Genomic DNA, 23,714 nt, shown 5'->3' with positions numbered 1-23,714 from the left:
CAAAATTGCGATCTGCTATTTTGCGGCGGCGGCTGTGGGCTCGAAAACTCCCGAAAACCTATCGCGAAGTATATTCTTCTGGACCTTACCCATCGTGTTGCGCGGCAATTCCGGCATGAACGCCACTTTTTTCGGGCGTTTATAGCCGGCCAGACGGCCGTCCAGCGCCTTGATGACCTCCTGTTCGGTCAATTGGGCATCTGATTTCAGGACGATCGCGGCGATGATGCCCTCGCCGAAATCCGGATGGTTGACACCGAAGACGGCACTTTCGGTGACGCCCGGCATGGCGTCGATCTCCATCTCCACCTCTTTCGGGTATACATTGTAGCCCCCAGTGATGATGAGGTCCTTGCCGCGCCCGACGATATGCAGATAACCGTCCGCATCCACCTTGCCGAGATCGCCGGTGATGAAGAAGCCGTCCTTGCGGAATTCCGCGGCGGTCTTTTCCGGCATGCGCCAGTAACCCGAAAACACGTTCGGGCCGCGCACCTCGATCATGCCGATCTCTTCCGTGCCGAGGCAGGCGCCTGTTTCGGGCTCAGTGATCCGCACCTCGACGCCCGGCAACGGGAAACCAACCGTGCCGGCGACGCGCCGGCCGTCATAGGGGTTCGAGGTGTTCATGTTGGTCTCGGTCATGCCGTAGCGCTCGAGGATGGCGTGCCCGGTGCGGGCTTGCCATTCCGCGTGGGTTTCGGCCAGAAGCGGCGCCGATCCGGAAACGAAGAGGCGCATATGGGCGGTGCTGTCCCTGTTGAGCCCCGAATGCTGCAGCAGGCGCGTATAGAAGGTCGGCACCCCCATCAGCACGGTCGCCTTTGGCAGTGCCTCCATGATCTTGTTCGGGTCGAATTTCGCGTGGAAAATCATTGAGGCGCGCGAGGCGAGCACGACGTTGGTGGCGACGAAAAGCCCGTGCGTGTGGAAGATCGGCAGCGCGTGGATCAGAACGTCCTTGTCGGTGAAACGCCAGCTTTCCACCAGCGAGGTCGCGTTCGACAGGAGATTGTCGTGGCTGAGCATGGCCCCCTTGGAACGCCCCGTCGTACCGGACGTATAGAGGATCGCGGCGATATCCACTCCTCCCCGCGCCGAGGTTTCGGCAATCGGCGTGGCAATGGCGGCGGCGTCCGTCAAAGTCCCCTGCCCCGCGGGATCGAGCGTCAGGATCTTCGCGCCGGCCGCCTTGGCAATCGGCTGCAGCGCCTCGAATTTCGAGGGGTCGCAGATGAAGATCGCAGGCTCGGCGTCGGTGAGGAAATATTCGATTTCCGCCGGCGTATAGGCGATGTTGAGCGGCAGGTAGATGCCGCCCGCGCGGACCGTCGCCAGATAAAGCGCCAGTGCCGCGACCGACTTTTCCGCCTGGACGGCAACCCGGTCGCCCGGCTGCAGGCCGGCTGCGAGAAGCGCTCCGGCAAGCCGCGCGCATTGATCGGCGAAGGCGCGGTAGCTCATGGCGCCGACCGTTTCGTCCGTCAGGAGCAGCCGATCCTCCCGCTCGAGCCCGCCGAGCAGCGCGTCATAGAGATTACCAGCCATTAAAACACCTCCTGGGAAACCGGTTGGGCCAGTTTGCGCAGCGCCGGCGTCGCTGCGATATGGCCGTTTTCGGCATAAGCCTCATGGTTCTTCTCGATTTCGCCGAGCCGGTAGCGATAGTTGACCATCAGGCCGTAGGACTGGCGCATGCCCTTCGGCGATCGGTCGCCGAGAAAATTGAGCCGCTCGGCCTGCGCGCCGTTGCCGAGATGGAACCGCGCCACCGGATCCGCCGGCCGCCCATTGCCGCGCCGGACGTTCAACAGGTAGTGCGCCCCGAGCGGCAGTATGGCGCGCTGGATCTGGTCGAGTTCGTGCTCGCCGGCAGATGCCCAATCACCTTCAAGTCTGGCGATAAGCCGCTGCTTCTCTTGGGCGATTTCCTCGCTGTCGGTTACGCGGCTTTCGCCGCGCAGCCAGGCCCCAAAGCTCGGGATTGGCGATAGCGTGACGAAATTGTCAAGCCGCGGAAGGTCGCGCTTCAGATCGTTCACCACCTGTTTGATGAGGAAGTTGCCGAGCGAAATGCCGGCAAGGCCGCGCTGGCAGTTGGAAATCGAATAAAAGACGGCCGTCGTCGCCTGCTGCACTTCCAGAGGCTGGCGGTCGCGGGCGAGAAGCGCGTCGACCGAAGCCGGCAGATGGTCGGTCAGCGCCACCTCGACGAAGATCAGCGGCTCGTCTTCCAATTGCGGGTGGAAGAAGCCGAAGCAACGGCGGTCGGCCGGCGCCAATCGCCGGCGCAGATCGTCCCAGCCGTCGATATCGTGCACGGCTTCATAGCGGATCAGCGCCTCGAGGATATTGGCGGGCGTGGTCCAGTCGATCGATCGCAACATCAGGAAGCCCCGGTTGAACCATGAGGAGAAGAGATGGCAGAAGTCGAGGTCGACCGGCTGCAGCGCCGGTTCCTTGGACAGCATGTCCATCAGATGTTCGCGCATCTCGACCAGCGTCGCCGTACCGCGCTTGGCGAAGTTGATGCGGCGGAAAAGCTCCTGCCGGCGCGGCTCGGCCGCCTCGTGCAGCCTGGCGATGTTCTCCGCGCTCGGCTCGGCACTATAGGCGGCCGTCGCGGCATCGAGGGCCGTGCGGTCGGGGCCGAAACGGTCCAGCAGCGCGCGCATGAACACGTTGCGGTCCGCGGCGCTTGCCTGGCGGTAGGCTTCGAGGAAGGCTTCGGCGAGAATGGCGCCGGAGACCTCGCCGCGGCGTGACAGGATCATCTCGGCAAGGCCGGTGAGATCGCGGTTCTGCACGGGCGGCGATGACAGGCCGAACAAGGCCCGGCCGCGGCCGGACAAGGACTGGATCAACTCGCCGATAAACGGTGGAGCGTCCCACCAGCCAAAAACTGGATCCCTGCTGCTCATCTCTTTTCTCCTACCCGTTCATTGCATACAGCAGATAGATGATCGTATGCAAGTCAAGGCATGAGACTTGACGCCTTCGGTGTCATTCCATTGCGAGGATCAGGTTGCGCACGACAGGGTAGATTTCCTTCTCCCACCGGCGTCCGCTGAAGACGCCATAATGCCCGACATTGGCCTGCAGGTGGTGGCGGCGCAGATGCGGCCGCAGCGAGCGACAGAGGTCGTGCGCGGCCGAAGTCTGGCCGAGCCCGCAGATATCGTCGCGCCCGCCCTCGACGGTGAGAAGCGCCGTGGCCTGGATGTGGTTTGGATCCACCTTGCGGCCATGATGGGTGTAGGTGCCGCTCGCCAGCTCCGTCCTCTGGAACACCCGGTCGATGGTCTCGATGTAGAATTCCTCGGTCATGTCGAGCACTGCGAAATACTCGTCGTAGAAATGCTTGATCTTGTTCGCCTCAGCCGTCTCGCCCCTGGCGAGATGTCGGTAGAGCTTGCGATGCGCCTCGACATGGCGCTCCATGTTCATGCTCATGAAGGCGACGAGCTGCAGGAAACCGGGATAGACGCGCCGTCCGCTGCCCGGAAAGCCCATCGGAACGCCGGTAATCAGTTCGCTCTTGAACCACGACAGCGGCTTCGAGACCGCAAGTTCGTTGACCTTGGTCGGGCTCTCGCGGGTATCGACCGGTCCGGCCATCAGCGTCATGGTGCGCGGGGTCGCCGGGTTCTTCGCCTCCGACATCACCGCGACTGCGACCAGCGCCTGGACGCAGGGCTGGCAGACGGCGAGGATGTGCCCGCGTGGTCCGATCTCCTCGAGGAAACGGATGATGTAATCGACATAATCGTCCATGCCGAAGCGGCCGGCAACCGTGGAAACGTCCCGCGCATTAGCCCAGTCGGTGACATAGACGTCATGGTCTTTCAGCAGCGTCTGGACCGTGCCGCGCAGCAGCGTCGCGAAATGGCCCGACAGCGGCGCGACCACCAGCACCCGCGGGCGGGGCGTATCGACGTCGGCAACGAAATGCAGCAGGCGGCCGAAGGGCAGGTCGAGCGCCGTTTCCACAGCGATCGGCACGTCGCGATTGCCGATCGTGACCGAGGTGATCTCGAATTCCGGCCGCTCGTGGGTGATCTTGAAGCGGGACATCAATTCCAGTGCCGCGGCAGCATGCCGGCCCATTTCGCCTGCCGTCCCGAAGAACAGCGTGGAGGACATCAGTTGCAGGCGTCGGGCCAGATCCCGCATCGGGGCAAGGAGGTCATCATGAAATTGATATGCCTGATAGAGCATGAACGGACCCCCGCACCGCTAAAATGCGGCAGTGCAAAAATGCTAGTGCAATATGTCTCGCGATGCGAGAAGATTGTCACAGGACGCATGATTGTCCGGCAAGGATTGAAACTGATGGCACAGGCGACACTGACGATTTCGTCGAAAAACTATTCCTCGTGGTCGCTTCGCGGATGGCTCCTCTGCCGCATGGCAGACCTTGATTTCGAGGAAGTGCTGGTCGAGATGAATGATGATGCGCGCCAGGAACTGCTGCTCCTGTCGCCCTCCGTGCTGGTGCCGCGGCTGACTCACGACGACGTCATCGTCTGGGATACGCTGGCGATCGCCGAATACCTGAACGAGACCACCCCTGATACGGGTCTCTGGCCGGCCGACATCGCCGATCGCGCTCGCTGTCGTGCGGTCTCGGGTGAAATGCATTCGGGCTTCCACAATCTTCGCTCCGCCCTGCCGATGAACCTCAAGGCGCGGCATGAGCGGTTCAAGATCTTTTCGGGCGCCCGGCCGGATGTCGAGAGGGTCAAGACGATCTGGACCGAGTGCCTGGAGACAAGCGGCGGCCCGTGGCTGTTCGGCGAAAAGCCGACGGTGGCGGATGCCATGTATGCGCCGGTCTGCAGCCGTTTCCGCACCTACGCAGTCGAGCTTGAACCGAAGCTTGGCGCCTATGCGGAAATGGTCCTTGCCTGGCCGCTGATGCTCGAATGGACCGAAGGCGCACTTGCGGAACCGGACGAAATCGTCGAGTTGGAAGTGGAATTCTAGACCACAAAAGACATATCGGACATCATGAGCTCGAAACCCTACGATCCCGGCGAAGACGGCGCGGAAATGTCTTTTCGCGAGAAGATGTCCTATTCCGATTATCTGCATCTCGAAAAGGTGCTCGACGCGCAGGCGCCGATTTCGGCGGCGCATGACGAACTGCTGTTCATCATCCAGCACCAGACGTCCGAACTGTGGATGAAGCTTGCGATCCACGAAATCACCTCGGCGATCGATGCCATCCGCAATGACGATCCGCAGCCGGCCTTCAAGATGCTCACCCGCGTCGCCCGCATTTTCGAGCAGCTCAACAATGCCTGGGACGTGCTGCGCACCATGACGCCCAGCGAATATACGGAATTCCGGGCCTCGCTCGGCCAGTCTTCCGGCTTCCAGTCCTATCAGTACCGGGCGATCGAGTTCCTTGCCGGCAACCGCAACGTCGCGATGCTCGGGCCGCATGCGCATCGGCCCGATATCATCGAGAAGCTGGAGGGCATCCTCGCCCGCCCGAGCCTTTACGACGAGGCGCTGATGCTGCTTTCCCGGCGCGGGTTCGATATCGGCGAGGACGCGGCCAGAACCGACTGGCGCACAAAACGCACCGAGAACGAGCAGGTGCTGGAGGCCTGGAAACAGGTCTACAGCGCGCCCGGCACCCATTGGGAGCTTTACGAACTCGCCGAAAAGCTGGTCGACTTCGAGGACTATTTCCGCCGCTGGCGATTCAATCACGTCACCACGGTGGAACGGGTGATCGGCTTCAAGCGCGGCACCGGCGGCACGTCGGGAACGTCGTATCTGAAGAAGATGCTGGAGGTCGAACTGTTTCCCGAACTCTGGCGGGTGCGCACCGTCCTATAACTGCACGAAGCTGGAAGCTGCCGGGTTGGTGATCTTCTCGAGCCGAGTTATGCTGGCTCGAACGCGAGGAGCCGATGCGGGCGAAGGGACGAAACGGATTTCGGGTGTTTCGATGCGGCATGGCCGGCGTGCAGGCGGTCGTGGCCCGTTCCGACCACCATTTTGCCCGTCACACTCATGACCAGTACGGCATCGGCGTGATCGAGAGCGGAGCCCAGAAGTCCGCAAGCGGACGCGGTCCGGTGGAAGCCGGAGCGGGCGATGTCATCACCGTCAACCCCGGCGAAGTGCATGACGGCGCGCCGATCGGCGACGAGGGCCGTTTCTGGCAGATGCTCTATTTCGATCCGCACGTGATAGCCGGAGCAGTCGCGGATATCCGCCAGGGCCGGCCCGGTGAGTTCGAATTTGCCGATCCGGTGCTGCGGCAACCCCCGCATGCCGCGACGATGCGGCAGCTGTTCACGGCGATGACCGCCGAGCAAGCCGGCGCCGAACTCCGCCGCCAGGAATTGCTGCTGACGCTGTTGGCCGAGGTGATGCGGGAGGTGCCGGAGCCGAAACCGGTTCCGCGAGGGATCCGGGCAGCGCGCGAGCGTATCGATGACGATCCGGCCAGAGCGGTCAGCCTTGCCGATCTGGCGGACCTCGCCGGCGTCAGCCAATTCCAGCTCCTGCGCGCTTTCGACAAGGTGATCGGGTTCACTCCGCATGCCTACCTGATCCAGCGGCGTGTCCAACTGGCGCGAAAATTGATCGCCGGCGGGGCGGGACTTGCGGAGGCGGCGCTGGCCAGCGGTTTTGCCGACCAGAGCCACATGACCCGCATCTTCACCCGCAGTTTCGGGCTTTCCCCGCACCTTTATGCGGTTTCCATGCGTCCGGCGCAGGCGTCCAGCGGGCCTTGCTGAGGAAGGCGGATGACGCTTGCCCTCTGTTGCGGGAGTGTTAGGCTCCGCGTTCCGGATATCCACCTGACACCGGGAGGGCTCGAACAATGGCCGCATGCTTCAGATATATCGTCAATGATGTAAAGGCAGCGATCGATTTCTACACCGCACACCTCGGCTTCAAACTCGAGATGCACCCTGCCCCGCCCTTCGCGGAAATTTCACGCGGCGACATGCATCTCTATCTGTCCCAGCCGAACCCCCGGGGCGGCGGCGGTGCGCCAATGCCGTCCGGAGAGCAGCAGGCACCCGGCGGCTGGAACCGCATTCATCTCACCGTCGAGGATTTGGATGGGACGGTCGAACGCCTGAAACTGGCCGGCTGCAGCTTCCGCAACGAGATCATCCAGGGGACGGGCGGCAAGCAGATTTTACTGGAGGATCCGTCCGGAAACGTGATCGAACTGTTCGAGCCGAACACGCCCGCTTATCGCGCGCCCGGCTCAGGCACGAAGACCGCCGGCGGTTGACGAACTCAGGTCAGCGCCAGATCGAAGACGTGGTGGTGGATATGGCCGTCGAACATGTCCAGCAGCCCCTTGGTCATGTCCCGGCTTTCGTGACGCACCGGCGATTCGAGCGCCGCGGCCAGTGCCTCGCGGCTTTCGTACATCGTCGACAGCACCATCGGATAGGATGGTGCACCTTCATCGCGCTCGATATTGTAGAGCACGCGTACTTCCTTGATGCCTGGAAAGGCGAGCCACATGGGCATGAGCTTCTCAGCCACATAGGCCTGGAACGCTTCTTCCTGGCCGGCATGGATCATGCCTTCGAAAAAGGCCTGGCGGATAATCATCGAATTTCTCCGGCTCACTTTTGCGCTGCGCAATTCCGAACGGAAAACCGCTTCACACTTTTCCTGGAATTGCTCAATTGACGGTGGTCGGCGGCTTCTCGCCGGCGAAGTGCGCGGCGATATTGGCAAGCACCAGCTCGCCCATGGCGACGCGGGTTTCGACGGTGGCGCTGCCCTGATGCGGCATCAGCACCGTGTTCGGCGCGGTGAAGAAATCTTCGCGTATCCGTGGTTCGTCGAGATAAACGTCGAGACCGGCGGCGCCGATCGTGCCGTCGTTAAGGGCGGCGAGCAGCGCGTTCTCGTCGACGACACTGCCGCGGGCGATATTGATCAGGATACCTTTCGGTCCAAGCGCCTTGAGAACCTCGGCATTGACGACATCCTTCGTCTGCGCATTCGCCGCGACGATGACGCACAGCACGTCGCTGTCTTCTGCCAGTGCCACCGGCGAGGCGCAGGACTTCCAGGTCGTGTCCTTGACCGGCGAGCGGTTCCAGAAACGCACGTCCATGCCGAAGGCTTCGGCGCGGCGGCCGAAGGCCTTGCCGATCTGGCCGAGACCGAGAATGCCGACACGCTTGCCCTTCGGGCTGTTACCGAGCGGAAATCCTTGGTTGCCCCACTTGCCGGCGCGTACGAAGGCGTCGCCCTTGGCGATATGGCGCAGCACGCCGAGCATCAGCGCAATGCCCATATCGGCGACATCGTCGGTCAAAACGCCGGGCGTGGTGGTGACGTCAATATTGCGGCTGCGTGTGAATTTGAGGTCGACCTTGTCGGTGCCGACGCCGTTGATGGCGATGACGCCAAGCGACGGCAGCTTCTCGATCCACTCATTGGAAAGGCCGGTGCCGCCGCCGGTCGCGACGGCGCGGATGTTCGGCAGCGCTGCTTCCAGCGTTGCCTTCTGCGCCGGGTCATACAGCCGATGCACGGTATAGGCTGCGTCGAGCTGGTCCTCGATGAACTGCATCATCGGTTCCACAAGCAGGATGTCTGGTTTCACGTCCGGAACTCCTTCATTTCAATGGATGGCAGCTGTCTCAGGAGATCTGTCCGAGGAAGATCTTCAGGCGCTCGTTCTTGGGATTGCCGAAGAATTCTTCCGGCGCGGCGGTTTCGAGGATCTCGCCGCGGTCCATGAAGATCACCCGGTCGGCGACCTGCCGGGCAAAACCCATTTCATGAGTGACGCAGAGCATGGTCATGCCCTCCTTGGCGAGATCGATCATGGTGTCGAGCACTTCCTTGACCATTTCGGGATCTAGCGCCGAGGTCGGCTCGTCGAACAGCATGATCTTCGGGTTCATGCACAGCGCCCGGGCGATCGCGACGCGCTGCTGCTGGCCGCCGGAAAGCTGGGCAGGATATTTTTCCGCCTGTTCGGGAATGCGCACCCGTTCCAGGTACTTGCGGGCGATCTTTTCGGCTTCGACTTTCGAAATACCACGCACCTTCATCGGCGCCAGCGTGCAGTTTTCCAGGACAGTCATATGCGGGAAAAGATTGAACTGCTGGAAGACCATGCCGGTCTCCTGGCGGACGATATCGACGTTCTTGCCGCCGGCGGTCAGGTCATGGCCGTCGACTACGATTCTGCCCTTCTGGATCGTCTCCAGCTGGTTGATGCAGCGGATCAGCGTCGACTTGCCGGAGCCGGAAGGGCCGCAGATGACGATCCGCTCCCCCCGGTTGACCGACAAATCGACATCCTTCAGCGCGTGAAAACCGCCATACCACTTGTTGACGCCTTCCATCCTGACGGCGAGTTCGGAAGTTCCTCGCGTGGCCGCGGCCGATGCGTTTGCGTTCACCTCAGTCATTGCGAGGAACTCCCTTTCGATCTCAGTTCTGGGCGTGGTTCTAGTCTTACTTGGCGTTGGCGACAAAGTCCGGCAGCGGAGCGCCGAGCCACTTTTCATGGATCTTGCCAAGTTCGCCATTGGCCTTGACCTTGGCGATGAAGGCGTTGACGGCAGTCAGCAGCTCGGTCGAGCCCTTGCGGACGGCGATGCCCTGAACCTGCTGGCTGAGCTGCAGCTTCTGGGTGAACCGACCCGGAGCTGCCTTTTCAATCTGGGCGGCGACGACGTTCGAGACGCCGATCAGTTGGACCTGGCCGGACAGCAGGGCCTGCACGGCGCTGGCATCGTCATCGAAACGCTGGATCTTGGCATCCTTCGGGGCGATCTTGGTGACGCCGGTATCCTGGGTCGAGGCGCGGGCGACGCCGATCGTCTTGCCGGACAGGTCTTCCGGCTTGGAGACTTCGGTCGCCTTGGCACCGAACACGCCGATCGAGATGCCGGCATAGGGCTGCGAGAAATCGACGCTCTTGGCGCGCTCTTCGGTAATGCCGAGCGAGGCGACAAGCAGATCGACCTGGTTGCTCTGCAGATAGGGGATGCGGTTCGGGCCGGTGACCGGAACGATCTGCACCTTCACGCCGAATTCCTTGGCGAGCAGCTTTGCCACGTCGGCGTCATAACCGTCCGGCTCGTTCGAGGTGTTCATGATGCCGAAGGGCGGGAAGTCGACCAGCATGCCGATCTTGACGGTGCCTGCGGACTTGATGCTTTCGACGGTCTGTGCCGATGCGGTGGAGGCGCCTGCGCCCATCATCAGGCCTGCGCCGATGACGGCCATAACCATGCGTCTAGAAATGTTCATGTTCCTACCCTTTTCTGTTGTGCCGGCTTTCCTCCCTCCGGCTCGGGTCCCGTCAACGTGCCGTTGCGCGGGAAAATCTGAGTTCCATGCGTCGTGCCAGCACCGAAAGCGGCCAGCAGAGGACGAAATAGACCGCCGCCACCGTGCCGAACACCATGAATGGGCTGAATGTCGCATTGTTGATGATCTGGCCCTGGCGGGTGAGCTCGGTAAAACCGATGATCGCCGCAAGCGACGTGCCCTTGATGAGCTGCACCAGGAAGCCGACCGTCGGCGCCACCGCGATCTTTAAGGCCTGCGGCAGGACGATGTAGCGCATCCGGTTGTAGTAGCGCAGGCCGAGCGCGGTCGCGGCTTCCCGCTGGCCAGGCGGCACCGCTTCGATGCAGCCGCGCCAGATTTCGCCGAGGAAGGCGCTCGCATGCAGGGTGAGCGCGACGGTTGCTGCAAGCCACGGATTGATGGCGAAACCGAGGATGTTCATGCCGAAAAATACCAGGAAAAGCTGCATCAGCAGCGGTGTTCCCTGGAAGACGCGGATGAAGCCGGTGGCGATCAGCCGCGGCCATTTCGCATCCGAGACGCGCAGCAGCGCGACCAGCAGCCCGCCGATACCCCCACCCGTGAAGGCGATCGCCGACAGCGCGATCGTCCATTGCGCGGCAAGCACGATGATCCAGAACTCGTTGATGCCGAAAGGTCTGATCAATGGCATGGTCAGGCTCCTATCGGCTCAATGGATATTTGAAGGCGGCCTTCTCGATCATCGAGAAGATCGTCGAGAAACCGACCGACATGACGAGATACATGATCGTGATGACGATATAGACTTCGAAGCTCGCGAAGGTCTGCGACTGCAGATTGTTGCCGGCGGCGGCAAGGTCGTCGGCTGAAATCGCCGAGACGACGCTCGAGGTCAGCATCAGGTAGATGAACTGGCTGGTCAGCGACGGATAAACGGTGCGCAGCGCCGGCTTCATGATGATGTAGCGGAAGATCTGCAGCTTCGAGAGGCCGAGCGCCGTGCCGGCCTCGATCTGCCCCTTCTGGATCGACTCGATGCCGGCGCGGATGATTTCCGTGCCATAGGCGCCGAAATTGACGACCAGCGCCACGAGCGCCGCGCTGTTCGGGGTCAGAAAAATCCCGAGCGACGGCAGGCCGAAGAAGATGAAGAAGATCTGCACCAGGAACGGCGTGTTGCGGATGATCTCGATATAGGCGTCGATGACCCAGCGCAGCGGCGCAATGCCCGAGGTCTTGCCCGCGGCACAGGCGATCGAAACGATCAGGCCGATGATCATCGCCGCCACCGAAAGCTGGATCGTCAGCCAGGCGCCGAGCAGAAGCTGGTCGAAACCCGCAAACACGGGCTCGAAATTGAAATTGTACAACTTGGGACCTCCCAATGATGTCGAAAGAACGCCACTCCTCTGCGGCGCCTTTCCATTTAGATCGATCTAAAAGCTTTTGCTCCGGACGTCAACCGGAAGCTGGCGGATTGTTGTTAGGCGAAATGGCGATCGGCCCGCAGGATTGGCGGATATGCAAAATCGTTTCATTCACGACCCTGCGAGCCGGGCGAATGGGATCGGCCAGCCGGTCGAGGAGAAGACTGGCGGCATTCGCACCGATGGTCACCGGTGCGGTGGAAACGGAGGTGAGCCTAGGCCGCATCGCCTCCGCGTCCGTCACGTCGTCAAAGCCGATCAGCGAAAAATTCTCGCCGACCTTCAGGCCCCGGTCGTAGAGACCGGCGGAAAGGCCGATTGCGATCACGTCGTTGAAGCAGATCACCGCCGTCGGCTGTTCGCGCTCGTCGAACAGGAGATGCGCCGCGTCGGCGATTTCGCCGATCTGGTTCGGCACGCGCAAGATCATGCTCGGATCGAGCCTGCGCGACTGCATGGCCTCGCAAAACCCTTCGACACGCTCGTGATAGGCGGAATGGATCGGCCCCTGGACGGCAAATGCGATCGTCCGGTGGCCGAGCGAGGCCAGATAATCAACCGCCTGGCGCATGCCGGCCGCATAGTCGGCCCCGGCATAGTCGACTTCTTCGGAAATCTGGCGCAGCACCTGCACCAGCGGCAGGTCCCATTCCGCGAGCCGGTGAAGGAACGCAGGCTCGGTGCCGGCCGCCGGGCAGACGATGACGCCATCGACGCCGTGCTCGCGCATGCGCCGCATCACCATGTCCTGCCGTTCGACGAGATCGCCGCTATTGGCAAGGATCACCACCATGCCGGCCGAATCGATCCCTGCCTCGATGCCGGAGAGCAGTTCCGCGAAGAACGGGTTCGTCAGATTGGGCACTATGACGCCGACGGTGTGACTGCGCTCGGCCCTCAGCCGGGCGGCCCCCATGTTGTAGACATAGCCGAGCTCACGCATCGCCTCCTCGACCCGCGCCCGCGTCTCGGTGCCGACCAGCGGGCTCTTGCGGATGACAAGCGAGGCGGTGGCGCGGGATACATTGGCGCGCCGCGCTACGTCGAGAAGCGTCACGCGACTTTTCTTTTTGTCTTCGAATGGCATGAACATCACTTAGCAGAGGTGCCGTAATCCCGCATAGGCTTCTTCTAGGCCACCGTCGATGCCCTCTGCCATCGGCCTGCCCTACCGCGCGGCAGCGAGCAGGCCTTCCATTTCCATCAGGAAGGCAAATTCGCCGGCAAGCCCCGGCGAGCAGGCAACCACCGGCCCGCCCCGCGAAAGCAGCTCATCGAGCGGCGGCACGGCGATCGTCGCGCCGGCTTCCGCGGCGATCAATACGCCGGCGAGCATGTCCCAGGAGGAAAGGTGCCGTTCGTAATAGAGGTCGGACACGCCTTCGGCGACGCGGATGAGGCCGATGGCGGCCGCGCCCATGCGGCGATAATCGATGCCGCGCTCGTAAAGCTTGCGGGAGACGGTGATGTAGTCCTCGAAATCGGTGCGGCGCGAATGGCCGAGAATGGCGATCGCGTGGTTGGGATCGCTGGTCTTGGCCGCCGTGATCGGCTTTCCTTCCTTGAAGGCGCCCTCACCCCGGATCGCATGGAAAACCCGGTCCTGTGCGGCGTCATAGATCACACCCAGCAGGATTTCGCCGCCGCAGATGAAGGCGATCGAGACGCCCCAGTGCCGAAAGCCGCGGATGAAATTGGTGGTGCCGTCGATTGGATCGACCACCCACGTGCCGCGTTCTCCAGAGTCTCCCCCACCCTCTTCGCCCATGAAGGAATCGTCTGGGAATTCGCCGAGCAGGGATGCGCGGATCGCTTCTTCGGCCCGCGTGTCGGCAACGGTAACGAAATCCTGCAGGCCCTTGTTCTCGACGCCGAGCGTTTCGGGAAGAGCCTCGGCGCGGAAGGCGGCCGCCTCCATGCCGACCCGGCGGGCGACCGCGATTGCGGTCCTTTCGCGCGATTGCAGGGAGGAGAGATCGAATGCAGATGCCATTTATGCACTTCCTCTTTTGATCAGCGTCACCGGCGTGAACTCCACCCTAGCCACGGCGTCCGGCTCGGACATGCGGCTGGTCAGGAGATCGATCACCTGTTCCGCCTGTACGTCGCAGGGCTGTACAAAGGTGGTGAGATCATAGGCCGACCAGCTTGCCTGAGGGATGTCGTCATGGCCGATCACCTTGACAGAGCCGTAGCTCCGGCCGGCCTTGGCGAGCCCGTCGAGCACGCCGCAGGCCATATAGTCGTTGACCGAAAACACCCCATCGATGCCGAGGTCGATCAGCGTCTGGGCGGCCTCGTGCCCATGGGCGTAGTCGTTGATGGTGACCGGAACCAGCGGCGCATCGAGCCCGAGCATCTGGCAGCGGCTCTGAAACGCCTCGGCACGGCGGCGCGAGGAATAGGAAACATTCGTGCCGGCGATGACGGCGAGCTTTTTGGCGCCCGCTTCGACGAGTTGGTCGACGGCCGTGTAACCCGACATCCGGTCATCGGAGACGACCCGGTCGACAAACGGGAAATCCTCGCCCTTGTTGACCAGCACGATCGGCACCCCTTCGACCGCACATTCCTCGAAGATGTGCGAGGGCGGCGCGTCCGAGGTGATGATGACGCCGGAAACGGCATAATGCAGCAGCTGGCCGATGACGGTGGCGCTATCCGCTTCCTTGGAGGTCGGCAGCAGGATCGGCCGGTAGTTGCGGGCGATCAGCGCACGAGCCAGGTTTTCGAGCTGCTGGGTGCGGAACGGGTTATCGAGGCCGGCCGCCACCAGGCCGACGAAATCGGACCGCTTGTTGGTGAGGCTGCGGGCGAGATAGTTGACCCGGTAACCGAGCTCCTTGGCTGCCTGATACACCTTCTGCCGGGTTTTTTCCGAAACGCTGGCATCCGGTGTGAAGGCACGCGAAACGGCGGCGCGGGAGACGCCGGCCGCCCGGGCGACGTCGAAGGAAGTGACGCGGCGGGGCTCGCGGGAAACGCCGCTCGTTTCCCTTGGTCGCATCAGGTCCGGCAGGTCGGTGCAGATGCCGAGCACGGGCAGCGCCATGATGTCCTTCAGGACATCCGGCCGTTCCTCGTGCCAGAGCACGATTTCCTTGCCATCGGCGAAAGCCCTGTCGATCAGTTCCTCGGTCACGAGTTTCTGCGGCGTCTCGCTCGCCTTTTCCCAGCAGAGATGCAGGATGTCGGCGCCGGCCGCCTCCCCTGCCGCATGCGGATCATGGCCGAACCGGATCAGCACCGAAAGCGGATAGTCGCAGCCCATCTCGCGCAGCTCGCGCACCTGGGCGACATCGAAGGAGCCGAGGCAGGCGAAGCGCTGGTCCATGTCCTTCAGGTGCTGCCAGCAGAGCGGGCCGGTGCCCGGCCGCTTCAGCTCGACGTAAAGGCCGCATCCGGTCTCCCGGCCGAGTGCGGCGACTTCCGCAAAATTCGGCACATCCGGCACCGCCTCGCGCAGCTCGGCAAAACTCATGTGCGAGATAAACAGGTCCCGCTGGAAGACGCGTTGCAGATGGTCGTCATGGGAGACGACGACCACGCCATCCGACGTCATCTGGGTGTCGAGTTCCCACATCTCGGCGCCGAGTTCGGCAGCGCGGCGAAAGGCGGTGAGGGTGTTTTCCCGTTCATGGCCGCTTGCGCCGCGATGGCCGATGCAGAATGGCAGCCGGCCCTTCCCTTCCGGCCAGCCGAATTTGCCGAAGAAAGCGGAAAAGTTGCGCATCAAAGCCTCCGTCACAATCTCTGGCCGTCTTCGGCGAAAACGAAAGTCGAGGCGCTGTCGAGGTTCCAGCGCACGCTGTCGCCCGGCTTCACGTCCTCGCGCACCGGCTGGATCGAGCGCAGCACGGAACCGTCCGGCAGCACGACGTCGTAAAGATTTTCGCGGCCTTGAGTTTCCGCAAACACGACCTTGCCTTCGACCGGTGTACCTGCCGCTGTCCCGAAATGCTCCGGGCGAACGCCAAGGCTGAGCGCGGTTCCGTCAGGAACGCCGGCCAGGGTAGCGAGCGGCAGGCGCAAGCTACTTCCGCCAAGCACGAAAGCCCCCTGCTGGGCCTGGCCCTTGAGAAAGGAGATCGGCGGATTGCCGAGGAAACTGGCGACAAAGGACGTCCGCGGATCCTTGTACATTTCCGAAGGAGTGGCGATCTGGACGATCTCGCCCGATTTCATGATGGCGATGCGATCGCACATCGACATCGCCTCGACCTGGTCATGGGTGACGAGGATGGCGGTGATGCCGGTTTCCTTCTGCAGCCGCCGGATTTCCGAACGCATTTCGAGGCGGAGTTTGGCGTCGAGATTGGCGAGCGGTTCGTCGAGAAGCAGCACGTCCGGGCGGCGGATCAAGGCGCGGGCGAGTGCCACGCGCTGCTGCTGGCCGCCGGAAAGCTGCGCCGGGCGCCGCCCGAGGAGATCTTCGATATGGACAAGGGCGGCGATCTTCGCGACCTGCTGTTTGATCTCGGCGGAGGCAACCCGCTTCACCATCAGCGGGAAGCCGATATTCTCCTCCACCGTCATATGCGGATAAAGCGCGTAGGACTGGAAGACGACGCCGACATTGCGCTCCTGGCTCGGCAGATGGGTGACATCCCGGTCGCCGAACAGAATGCGGCCCGAGGTCGGCCGATGAATGCCGCAGACGGCAAACAGCGTCGTCGATTTGCCGCAGCCGGAAGGCCCGAGCAGTGCCAGCATTTCGCCGGAGCCGACTTCGAGATCCATGTCTTCGATGATCTTGCTGGAGCCGAAACTCTTGGAAAACTTGTCGAGCAGTATACGCATCAGCCCTTGGTGCCTCCGCCATAAATGTTCATGAGATGCTTCTGAAAGAAGACATAGAGGATCAGCACCGGCACGACGTAGAAGACGCCGACGGCCTTGAAGGTGCCGAAATCGAAATTGTTGTCGTCGATGATCAGGCCCGCCAGGTAGACCGACAGGACCTGCACCTTCGCGCCCGGCGCCAGCACCTGCGGCATGATGAACTCGCTCCAGCCGGTGAGGAAGGAAAAGAGGCCAAGTGCCATCACTGCCGGCTTGATCTGCGGCAGCACCAGCCGCCGCCACACTGTGAAGCGTGAGGCGCCGTCGACGGTACCAGCCATCTCGATTTCCCAGGGCACGGTGTCGTAAAACCCCTTCATCAGCCAGATGCCGAGTGGAAGTTCGACCGCAGCCTTCACCAGGATCACCCCGAGCAAGGAATTGTAGAGGCCGATCCACTGCAGCACGATGAAGATGGCGATGATCAGCGTCACCGACGGAAAGGCGTGTAGCACCATGACGCCGGCGAGGAAAAAACCCCGTGCCGGCACATTGAGACGCGACAGTACATAACCCGCCATCGACGAGACCGTGAGGATGACGCCGGTGATGCAGCTTGCGAAGATGAAGGTGTTGAGCGTGACGAGCCAGATGTTCGGCTTGCCGGCCTTGGTCTCCCAGAGGAAACTCCAGTGGCGCAGTGTGAACTCGTTCGGGATCAGCGAACCGGCTTTCGTGTCGCTGATCGTGTCGATGAAGAGGTAGGCATACATCACCAGCAGCGGCAGGCTGAAAAGGCCGAGCAGCAGGATCACCGGGAGGCTCGAGAAATTCGCCGAGGTCGTGTTAGACGAGATTTGCGGTTTTTCGGCCATGCTCAATCCTCGATCAGCGGCTTGGAGATCAGCGTATCGTAACGGAAGATGCGCAGGTAGATGAGCGACAGGACGATGCCGACAACCACCAGCACCAGCGCCATGGCAGCCCCCAGCCCGTATTCCAGGTTGCCGGTATAGTTGTTGAGCGCGGTGTGGTAGGCGGCCAGCGACCATACTTCGGTCGCCCGCCCCGGCCCGCCGCGGGTCGAGAGGAGAATTTCGTTGAAGGAGGCGAGAAGCGACAGGGTCTGGTAGCAGGTGACGAACAGGATCGGCCAGCGAAGCTGCGGCAGTATGACGTGGCGAACCTGCTGCCAGCGGCTGGCACCATCGACCTCGCTCGCATGGAACTGCGTCTGCGGGATCGCCTTGATGGCCGACGAGAAGACCAGCATGCCCATCGAAGCGCCGATGAAGCCGTTGATCAGGATCACGAAGAACCAGGCGTTGTAGGCACTGTCGAGCAGGTAGTTTTTCGCCGGGTAGCCGAACTGGCCCATGAACATCGAGATGAAGCCGCTGTCCCAGGTCAGCCATTTCCACATCAGCACGTAGATGACCACCGGCGTGATGCGCGGCAGCAGCCAGATGGCGCGGAAAATGGATGCGGTCGAAGCCGTCATGTAATGGGTCATGATGGCGAGGAAGAGCGCGTAGCTGACGTTGAACAAGAGCAGCGTCACCGAGACGTAGAAGGCGGTGTTGAGGAAGATCTGCGCCATATCCGGCGAGTTGCCGATGATCCTGAAATTTTCCGTCGTCCACACCCAGCCGGTATAGGTGGCCGTGGCGACCGTCTCCTGTTCGGCCGGCGTCAGAGCGAAACCCAGCTTCTTGAGGCTCGCCATCAACTCGTCGCGGGTCTCGAACCGGGTGTTCAGAACCGAACGGTTGAAGAGGTCGGAGATCTGCTTGACCTCTCGGGTCGAGGGCCGGTCCTTCAGCGCCTTGATCATGCGTTCGGCCTCGCGCCGAGAAGGGAAGACCTCGCCCATGTGGCTGGATCGCAGTTCAGTGCTGAAACCTGCCTTGAGCTTCAAGGCCTCCAGCGCTGCAAGCCCCTGCTCGTCGATGACGAAACGCGGCTCGGCAATGCCGCCGGCGAGTTCCGGCATGTCTGCCTTCAGGCGGTTGACAGCGCCTTGCGTGACCTGCCAGGCGCCGCCGGAAATGCCGGTCGCGGTGGTCATGTTGGTCATGGCGAAGATGGCGGTCAGGACGACCGGCATCAGGAAGAACAGGAAGATCATGACCGCGGCAGGCGCGATCATCACCAGTCCGAGCGTTCGGGACGTTCGCATGGGTGAAGCCTTGGGAGACGGATGGGGTGTGGGCGGCGGAGCGATCACCGCCCACAATTCGGGGCGAGGAGTTTCGCCCGGATAGTTCACGACTTATCCCGCCCTGTCCGAGCAGGATAAGTCGCTTGGCATCAGCGGATGATGATCGCCGCGCCGAGTGTCGACTTCAGCTCGGCTTCGGCATCGTTGACCGCGGCATCGGGGGTCTTGGCACCCGTCCAGGAGGCTTCGAAGTTCTTCCACATGATCGTCCAGTACTTGCCGAAATCGGCATTGTTCGGCATGGCGTTGGCATGCGGCAGAAGGCGTTCGGTGGCTTCCGAAGCCCAGCGGTCGGCCGCATAGAGGTCGACCTTGGTTTCGGAAGGCGAGATGCCGAGATGGGCGGACTTGATCGCATGCAGCGCATTGATGCGCGGCTCGGAGGCGATCTTGATCAGGTCGGCAGCGACCTGGGTTTCTTCTTCGGTATGGCCGGCCATCAGCAGGTAAGCGAGCGGATGGGTCAGCGTGTTGGCCTTGCCGCCTTCGCCGGCAGGTACCAGCGTGAACTGAACGTTGGTGAAGAAGTCCTTCAGGCCTTCCTGGTTGACGAGACGGGCATAATGCCAGGTGCCGCCGTGCCAGATGCCGGCCTTGCCGGTGGCAACTTCCTTCCACCACTGATCGCCCGGCATGCCGACATGGTTCTTCTTGGTGACGCCGGCCTTCACGAGATCGGCAAAATACTGATAGGTGCGCTTCATCGCGGCCTTGTCGAAGACGAGCTTGCCTTCCTCTTCCATCACGCCGCCGAAGGACGTGTAAAACTGCCAGTAGTCCGGGCCGTTATTGGTGCGCGGATAAAAGCCGTAGCCCGCCTGGACGAGGCCCTTGTCCTGCATCTTTTTGGCGTCTTCGAGCACGTTCTTGAGCGTATATTCGCCCTTTTCGACCTTGGCCGGCAGAGCCTCGATATCGGCATCCGAATAGCCGATAGCCTTCATGTAAGGCTTCCAGAAGAAGAACGGACGGGATTCTGCGTCCTGCGGGATGCCGTAGACGGTACCGTTGAAGGAGGTGATCTCCATCAGGTTCGGATAGATGTCGCTGATCGGCCAGCTATCGAGGTCGATGAACTTCTCGACCGGAACGATGAGGCCGGCCTGCGCCCAGGGGCCGATGTCTTCATGGCCGGTGGCGACGATGTTCGGAGCCTTTTTGGCTTCGGCGGCGAGCGTCAGGGCCTGTTTGAAATCCTCCCAGCCGGAATAGGGCGTCTTCTGGACGATGATATTGAGCTGCTGGCCGCGGATGGCGGCTTCGCGCTCGAGAATATCGGCTGCGATGTCGAAGGCATCGGTGCGGTAGTTGTCGTTCGGCCCGGAACCGCCGGACCAGACGGAAATGGTGACATCCTTGGCGGACGCGAAAACAGCGGTCGAGGCCAGGAGAACGGCCGCAAGCGTGGCGGACTTGAGTATCGGAAGAACAGTCATGGTTTACTCCCCGAAGAGCGAAATGGCTTCTTCCGAATCCTGAAAGACCTGTCGGCCGAGGCTGCGGAAGCGCTGAAGATCATCAACAGGAAGCGGTCTAGCGGGGCTCCTTAACACCCGGATGACAAAATGTACGCGTGTGCAAAATTTCTTCGGGATCGTTTTGCCGTTTGCTGGGACAGGACCCTATGCGGCTTCGTTGGTGGAAACCACCGTGACTCGGAGCCCGAGGGCCTTCAAGACACCGAGCAATGTGGAGAGCTTCGGATCTCCCTTGTCGCTCAGCGCCTTGTAGAGCGCCTCCCGGGTAATGCCCGCTTGCTTGGCGACATTGGTCATGCCCATGGAGCGGGCAACATCGCCAAGGGCGATCGAGATAAGTTTCGGATCCCCGTCCTCGAAAGCTGCTTGGAGATAAGCAACGCGCGCTTCGGGCGTCTTCAGGTAGTCCTGAACGTCCCATTTCGTTGTCTCGATAGGCACTGTCATATCTCCTTCGCCATCTTTTTTGCCGAAGCGATGTCCCTGCTTTGGGTGCTCTTGTCTCCGCCACAGAGCAAGATGATGATTTCCTGGCCCTGCTGGATGAAATAGAGTCGGTAGCCAGGACCGTAGGCAATACGCGCCTCGCTGACGCCTTCGCCGACAGGCGTCACATCACCAAGATTGCCAATTTCCATACGGCGAATGCGCGTAACTATTCGCATTCGGGCGTTATAGTTCGCGAAGTTCGCTGAACCACTTTGGGAAAGTCGCCGTTTTGCGAATTTCGATCATGTGTAATCTATAGTTCACAGTCTGCTGAAGATCAACCCACGCTACCGTTCTAGTGCCACCGTCTTGATCACGGCAAAAACCGGCTTTTCTAGCTTCAGGTCGAGCCGTTCGACGGAAAGCGCTGTGATGCGGGCAAGCACGATATCTCCGCCGCAGCGGATGCGGATGCGGGCCATGCCGTCCCCGTCCGGCTCGATCGCGGCAATCACGCCGTCAAGGATGTTGAGGGCGCTAAGACCTTCCGGCCGCCGGGTGGCGACCATTACGTCCCGTTCGGGGATATGCACGCGGACGCTCCGGCCTTCTTCGGCATGCGCGTTGGGGACCACGATCTGCGCCTGGGAAAGCCGGATCGTCGCCAGCCGGTGCGGGATATCGATCGTCTCGATCGTGCCGGTCAGTACTGCGCCGGCATCGCGGCGATCCGCCGACGGTATCGAGAGGACTTCCGACGGCGTGCCGGTGGCCTCGACCCGGCCCTCCCTCATTATCACCACCTTGTCGGCAAGCCGCGCCACCTCCGAGACCGAATGGCTGACATAGACGATCGGCGTCGAGGTTTCGTCACGCAGGCGTTCGAGATAGGGCAGGATTTCGGCCTTGCGCAGGTCGTCGAGCGCGGCGAGCGGCTCATCCATCAGAAGGAGACGCGGAGCGGAGAGCAATGCCCGCCCGATCGCGACACGCTGTTTTTCGCCACCTGAAAGCTTCCCCGGTCGCCGCTCGAGCAGCAGGCCGATACCCAGCAGTTCGACAATCCGATCGAAATTTTCCGGCTGCGTTGTCTTGGGCGCAAACCAGCGGCCATAGGCAAGGTTCTGACGCACCGAGAGGTGCGGGAAAAGCCGGCTTTCCTGGAAGACGTAGCCGAAACGTCGTTTGTGCTTTGGCACGAAAACGCGGTTTTCGGTGTCGAGCAGCGTTTCGCCATCGACCACCAGCCGCCCGTGATCCGGCTTCGACAGCCCTGCGATCACCCGCACCAGCGACGTCTTGCCGGAACCCGAAGGCCCGAACAATGCGGTCACGCCGCCATCCGACGTGAAGCCCGCGTCGAGAACAAACTCTCCCAGCGTCTGTTGTGCCTTAACGACGAGGGTCATTCGATATCAACTCTCTTGCCGATCAGATAAGCCAGTAACTCCGAGGCGAGCAGCGCTGCAAACGAGATGGCGATCGCGACCAGCGTCAGCCGCATCGCCCCGGCGTCGCCGCCCGGCACCTGCGTGAACGTGTAGATGGCTGCCGAAAGGGTCTGGGTTTCACCGGGAATATTGGAGACGAAGGTGATCGTCGCGCCGAACTCGCCCATCGCCTTTGCGAATGCGAGGATCATGCCGGCGATCACGCCTGGCAGGATGAGCGGCAGTGTCACGGTGATGAAAACCCAGGTGGGTCCTGCGCCGAGCGTGCCGGCCGCCTCTTCCAGGTTGCGGTCGACGGCCTCGATCGACAGCCGGATCGACCGTACCATCAGCGGAAAGCCCATGACGCCGCAGGCAAGGGCTGCGCCCGTCCAGCGGAAGGAGAGAACGATGCCGAGATAATCGTTGAGAAAGGCGCCGATAACACCGCGTCGCCCGAACAATACCAGCAGCAGAAAGCCGGTGACGACCGGCGGCAGGATAAGCGGCAGGTGAACGATGCCGTTCAGGATCGACTTGCCCCAGAATTTTCCGCGGGCGAGCAGATAGGCGACGAGAAGGCCGAACGGCAGGCTGACGATCATGGCGACGGCGGAAACCTTCAGGCTGAGCCTGATCGCCGTCCATTCCTCATCGCTCAACGCCAGCCAGTCCAAACGCCGATCCCACCCGTAGCCGCCATGCAATATATCGCACTGGATATATCGAGACGGATCTGATGGCTAGGTCCTGGCGGAAAAGTTATTGGAGGGTTCTGAAAAAGGCGGTGGGAGAGCGCCGGATTGACCGCTGCTCTCCCTGCACCATCGCATTCACAAGATGGGTAACCTCGAACAAAGGCCGCTGGGCCTTGGTCTTTTTGGTGCGACGGTTAGCGGTTGTCGCGGGTCGTGTTGCCGAAGATCGACTGGCTTTCCTGGCGATCGGTGTCGCGGATCTGGATGCTGCCGGTGCGCACGTCGTCCACATTGCCGCCGTTGACCCGGGCGGAAGCATGCGTCTTCGAGGTGCCTTCAAAATAATCGCCCTCGGCGAGAGCCGAGCCTCCGAAGGAAGCGGCAGCGATCATGGCGGCGATAGCGGAGATGGAAGTCTTCATTGTCCTAGTCCTTTCAGAGTTCGTCCGGGGCTTTAGTTTGCGACCTGCCTGCCGGACGATGTTCGGTATCTTGAATGAGCTGCGGTTAGCGATTGTCGCGGCTTTCGTGCTTGAAAATCGGCTGGTCGCCGCGATTGTCGTTGGCGCGAACCTGGTCGATGCTGCCGGTCCTGACATTGTCGACCTTGTCATTGGTCTGCGCCGCAGCCTGTCCCTTGGTCACACCCTGATAATAATCGCCTTCTGCAAGTGCGACGCCGGCGAAGGAAGCCGAAGCGATCATGGCTGCGGCAAAAGTGGAAAGTACTGTCTTCATTATCGTATTCCTCAGTTGCTAAACGGAGCCGTTTGGGAGCCGGCGTCCGCTCGGTGGCATTGGGAAGCGCGTTGTTTGCTTCCGGTCATGGAGATGGGGGAGCCCGATCGAGGTCGCTAGGGCATGATTTCCAAACGGAATGTTCGGGATTCGAGAACAAACGATCGCGTGAGACCGGTTGAAATCGCGGTTCGGACTGCGCTGGACGGAGAGGC

General features: G+C 61.8%; 26 protein-coding genes and 1 pseudogene. 4 read left to right on the top strand and 23 right to left on the bottom strand.

The genetic code is table 11. The features are described 5' to 3' along the window. Nucleotides 1-15: 15 nt before the first annotated feature. The 3 genes from C5L10_RS18520 to C5L10_RS18510 form a co-directional block, all read right to left on the bottom strand. On the bottom strand, nucleotides 16-1,548 hold the full coding sequence (locus C5L10_RS18520; RefSeq protein ID WP_105430866.1) for a malonyl-CoA synthase: 1,533 nt from the start codon (nucleotides 1,546-1,548) through the stop codon (nucleotides 16-18). Then, entirely contained in the window at nucleotides 1,548-2,921 is a 1,374-nt protein-coding gene (locus C5L10_RS18515; protein ID WP_105430865.1) for a malonyl-CoA decarboxylase, read from the bottom strand. The genes C5L10_RS18520 and C5L10_RS18515 overlap by 1 nt, the downstream gene beginning before the upstream one ends. Nucleotides 2,922-3,003: 82 nt before the next feature. Beyond that, the gene (locus C5L10_RS18510) at nucleotides 3,004-4,218 is read right to left on the bottom strand and encodes a polyhydroxyalkanoate depolymerase (protein ID WP_105430864.1); all 1,215 of its coding nucleotides are present in this window, start codon (nucleotides 4,216-4,218) and stop codon (nucleotides 3,004-3,006) included. 114 nt (nucleotides 4,219-4,332) lie between these two features. On the opposite strand from C5L10_RS18510, the gene C5L10_RS18505 reads away from it, so the two are divergent. From C5L10_RS18505 to C5L10_RS18490, 4 genes are all read left to right on the top strand, one after another. Beyond that, nucleotides 4,333-4,986, top strand: coding sequence for a glutathione S-transferase (locus C5L10_RS18505; RefSeq protein WP_105430926.1), 654 nt, complete (start codon nucleotides 4,333-4,335; stop codon nucleotides 4,984-4,986). 24 nt (nucleotides 4,987-5,010) lie between these two features. Next, a complete protein-coding gene (gene kynA, locus C5L10_RS18500; protein ID WP_105430863.1) occupies nucleotides 5,011-5,850 on the top strand; it encodes a tryptophan 2,3-dioxygenase in 840 nt (279 codons plus the stop codon). A gap of 74 nt (nucleotides 5,851-5,924) precedes the next feature. Next, nucleotides 5,925-6,761: an AraC family transcriptional regulator gene (locus tag C5L10_RS18495; RefSeq protein ID WP_105430862.1), complete on the top strand. Its 837-nt coding sequence runs from the start codon at nucleotides 5,925-5,927 to the stop codon at nucleotides 6,759-6,761. 86 nt (nucleotides 6,762-6,847) lie between these two features. Continuing rightward, nucleotides 6,848-7,270, top strand: coding sequence for a VOC family protein (locus C5L10_RS18490; protein WP_105430861.1), 423 nt, complete (start codon nucleotides 6,848-6,850; stop codon nucleotides 7,268-7,270). A 5-nt stretch (nucleotides 7,271-7,275) separates the two neighbouring features. Here the strand turns inward: C5L10_RS18490 and C5L10_RS18485 are convergent, their stop codons facing one another. The 20 genes and pseudogenes from C5L10_RS18485 to C5L10_RS18395 all read right to left on the bottom strand — a co-directional run bounded on the left by C5L10_RS18485 (nucleotide 7,276) and on the right by C5L10_RS18395 (nucleotide 23,499). Continuing rightward, complete coding sequence (locus tag C5L10_RS18485) at nucleotides 7,276-7,599, bottom strand: hypothetical protein (RefSeq protein WP_105430860.1); 324 nt, start codon at nucleotides 7,597-7,599, stop codon at nucleotides 7,276-7,278. Between the two features lie 73 nt (nucleotides 7,600-7,672). Further along, a complete protein-coding gene (locus C5L10_RS18480; RefSeq protein WP_105430925.1) occupies nucleotides 7,673-8,578 on the bottom strand; it encodes a 2-hydroxyacid dehydrogenase in 906 nt (301 codons plus the stop codon). Nucleotides 8,579-8,645: 67 nt separating this feature from the next. Further along, the gene (locus tag C5L10_RS18475; RefSeq protein WP_205837068.1) at nucleotides 8,646-9,359 is read right to left on the bottom strand and encodes an amino acid ABC transporter ATP-binding protein; all 714 of its coding nucleotides are present in this window, start codon (nucleotides 9,357-9,359) and stop codon (nucleotides 8,646-8,648) included. Nucleotides 9,360-9,471: 112 nt separating this feature from the next. Then, the gene (locus tag C5L10_RS18470) at nucleotides 9,472-10,272 is read right to left on the bottom strand and encodes a transporter substrate-binding domain-containing protein (RefSeq protein ID WP_105425576.1); all 801 of its coding nucleotides are present in this window, start codon (nucleotides 10,270-10,272) and stop codon (nucleotides 9,472-9,474) included. A 52-nt stretch (nucleotides 10,273-10,324) separates the two neighbouring features. After that, complete coding sequence (locus tag C5L10_RS18465) at nucleotides 10,325-10,981, bottom strand: amino acid ABC transporter permease (RefSeq protein WP_105430924.1); 657 nt, start codon at nucleotides 10,979-10,981, stop codon at nucleotides 10,325-10,327. 16 nt (nucleotides 10,982-10,997) lie between these two features. Next, nucleotides 10,998-11,666 (bottom strand): amino acid ABC transporter permease, encoded by a 669-nt coding sequence (locus tag C5L10_RS18460; RefSeq protein ID WP_041363762.1) that lies wholly within the window; start codon nucleotides 11,664-11,666, stop codon nucleotides 10,998-11,000. 88 nt (nucleotides 11,667-11,754) lie between these two features. Continuing rightward, nucleotides 11,755-12,810: a LacI family DNA-binding transcriptional regulator gene (locus C5L10_RS18455; RefSeq protein WP_105430923.1), complete on the bottom strand. Its 1,056-nt coding sequence runs from the start codon at nucleotides 12,808-12,810 to the stop codon at nucleotides 11,755-11,757. An 81-nt stretch (nucleotides 12,811-12,891) separates the two neighbouring features. Further along, entirely contained in the window at nucleotides 12,892-13,716 is an 825-nt protein-coding gene (locus tag C5L10_RS18450) for an inositol monophosphatase family protein (RefSeq protein ID WP_105430858.1), read from the bottom strand. Then, nucleotides 13,717-14,730: a LacI family DNA-binding transcriptional regulator gene (locus tag C5L10_RS18445; protein WP_105430922.1), complete on the bottom strand. Its 1,014-nt coding sequence runs from the start codon at nucleotides 14,728-14,730 to the stop codon at nucleotides 13,717-13,719. It abuts the gene before it with no gap. Further along, a pseudogene (locus C5L10_RS34170) lies at nucleotides 14,722-15,459 on the bottom strand (glycerophosphodiester phosphodiesterase); the annotation flags it as partial. The pseudogene C5L10_RS34170 and the gene C5L10_RS18445, both read right to left, overlap by 9 nt. Nucleotides 15,460-15,467: 8 nt before the next feature. Then, nucleotides 15,468-16,523: an ABC transporter ATP-binding protein gene (locus tag C5L10_RS18440; RefSeq protein WP_105430857.1), complete on the bottom strand. Its 1,056-nt coding sequence runs from the start codon at nucleotides 16,521-16,523 to the stop codon at nucleotides 15,468-15,470. Next, nucleotides 16,523-17,380 (bottom strand): carbohydrate ABC transporter permease, encoded by an 858-nt coding sequence (locus tag C5L10_RS18435; RefSeq protein WP_105430856.1) that lies wholly within the window; start codon nucleotides 17,378-17,380, stop codon nucleotides 16,523-16,525. Before C5L10_RS18435 ends, C5L10_RS18440 begins: the two co-directional genes overlap by 1 nt. A gap of 2 nt (nucleotides 17,381-17,382) precedes the next feature. Then, nucleotides 17,383-18,684 (bottom strand): carbohydrate ABC transporter permease, encoded by a 1,302-nt coding sequence (locus C5L10_RS18430; RefSeq protein ID WP_105430855.1) that lies wholly within the window; start codon nucleotides 18,682-18,684, stop codon nucleotides 17,383-17,385. Between the two features lie 131 nt (nucleotides 18,685-18,815). Next, nucleotides 18,816-20,162, bottom strand: a complete 1,347-nt coding sequence (locus C5L10_RS18425) for an extracellular solute-binding protein (RefSeq protein WP_105430854.1) — start codon at nucleotides 20,160-20,162, stop codon at nucleotides 18,816-18,818. 186 nt (nucleotides 20,163-20,348) lie between these two features. Then, nucleotides 20,349-20,645 (bottom strand): addiction module antidote protein, encoded by a 297-nt coding sequence (locus C5L10_RS18420; protein WP_105430853.1) that lies wholly within the window; start codon nucleotides 20,643-20,645, stop codon nucleotides 20,349-20,351. A gap of 2 nt (nucleotides 20,646-20,647) precedes the next feature. Further along, complete coding sequence (locus tag C5L10_RS18415; RefSeq protein WP_311766243.1) at nucleotides 20,648-20,842, bottom strand: type II toxin-antitoxin system RelE/ParE family toxin; 195 nt, start codon at nucleotides 20,840-20,842, stop codon at nucleotides 20,648-20,650. A 138-nt stretch (nucleotides 20,843-20,980) separates the two neighbouring features. Beyond that, complete coding sequence (gene modC / locus C5L10_RS18410; RefSeq protein ID WP_105430852.1) at nucleotides 20,981-22,042, bottom strand: molybdenum ABC transporter ATP-binding protein; 1,062 nt, start codon at nucleotides 22,040-22,042, stop codon at nucleotides 20,981-20,983. Next, nucleotides 22,039-22,740 (bottom strand): molybdate ABC transporter permease subunit, encoded by a 702-nt coding sequence (modB, locus tag C5L10_RS18405; RefSeq protein ID WP_105430851.1) that lies wholly within the window; start codon nucleotides 22,738-22,740, stop codon nucleotides 22,039-22,041. The genes modC and modB overlap by 4 nt, the downstream gene beginning before the upstream one ends. 215 nt (nucleotides 22,741-22,955) lie before the next feature. Next, a complete protein-coding gene (locus C5L10_RS18400; protein ID WP_105430850.1) occupies nucleotides 22,956-23,183 on the bottom strand; it encodes a hypothetical protein in 228 nt (75 codons plus the stop codon). A gap of 85 nt (nucleotides 23,184-23,268) precedes the next feature. After that, complete coding sequence (locus C5L10_RS18395) at nucleotides 23,269-23,499, bottom strand: hypothetical protein (protein WP_105430849.1); 231 nt, start codon at nucleotides 23,497-23,499, stop codon at nucleotides 23,269-23,271. Nucleotides 23,500-23,714 lie beyond the last annotated feature (215 nt).

The sequence above is a fragment of the Neorhizobium sp. T6_25 genome (assembly GCF_002968555.1).
Lineage (GTDB): Bacteria > Pseudomonadota > Alphaproteobacteria > Rhizobiales > Rhizobiaceae > Neorhizobium.
The sequence above is the reverse complement of the archived record's forward strand: the minus strand, read 5'-3'. Positions and strand labels throughout refer to the sequence as shown.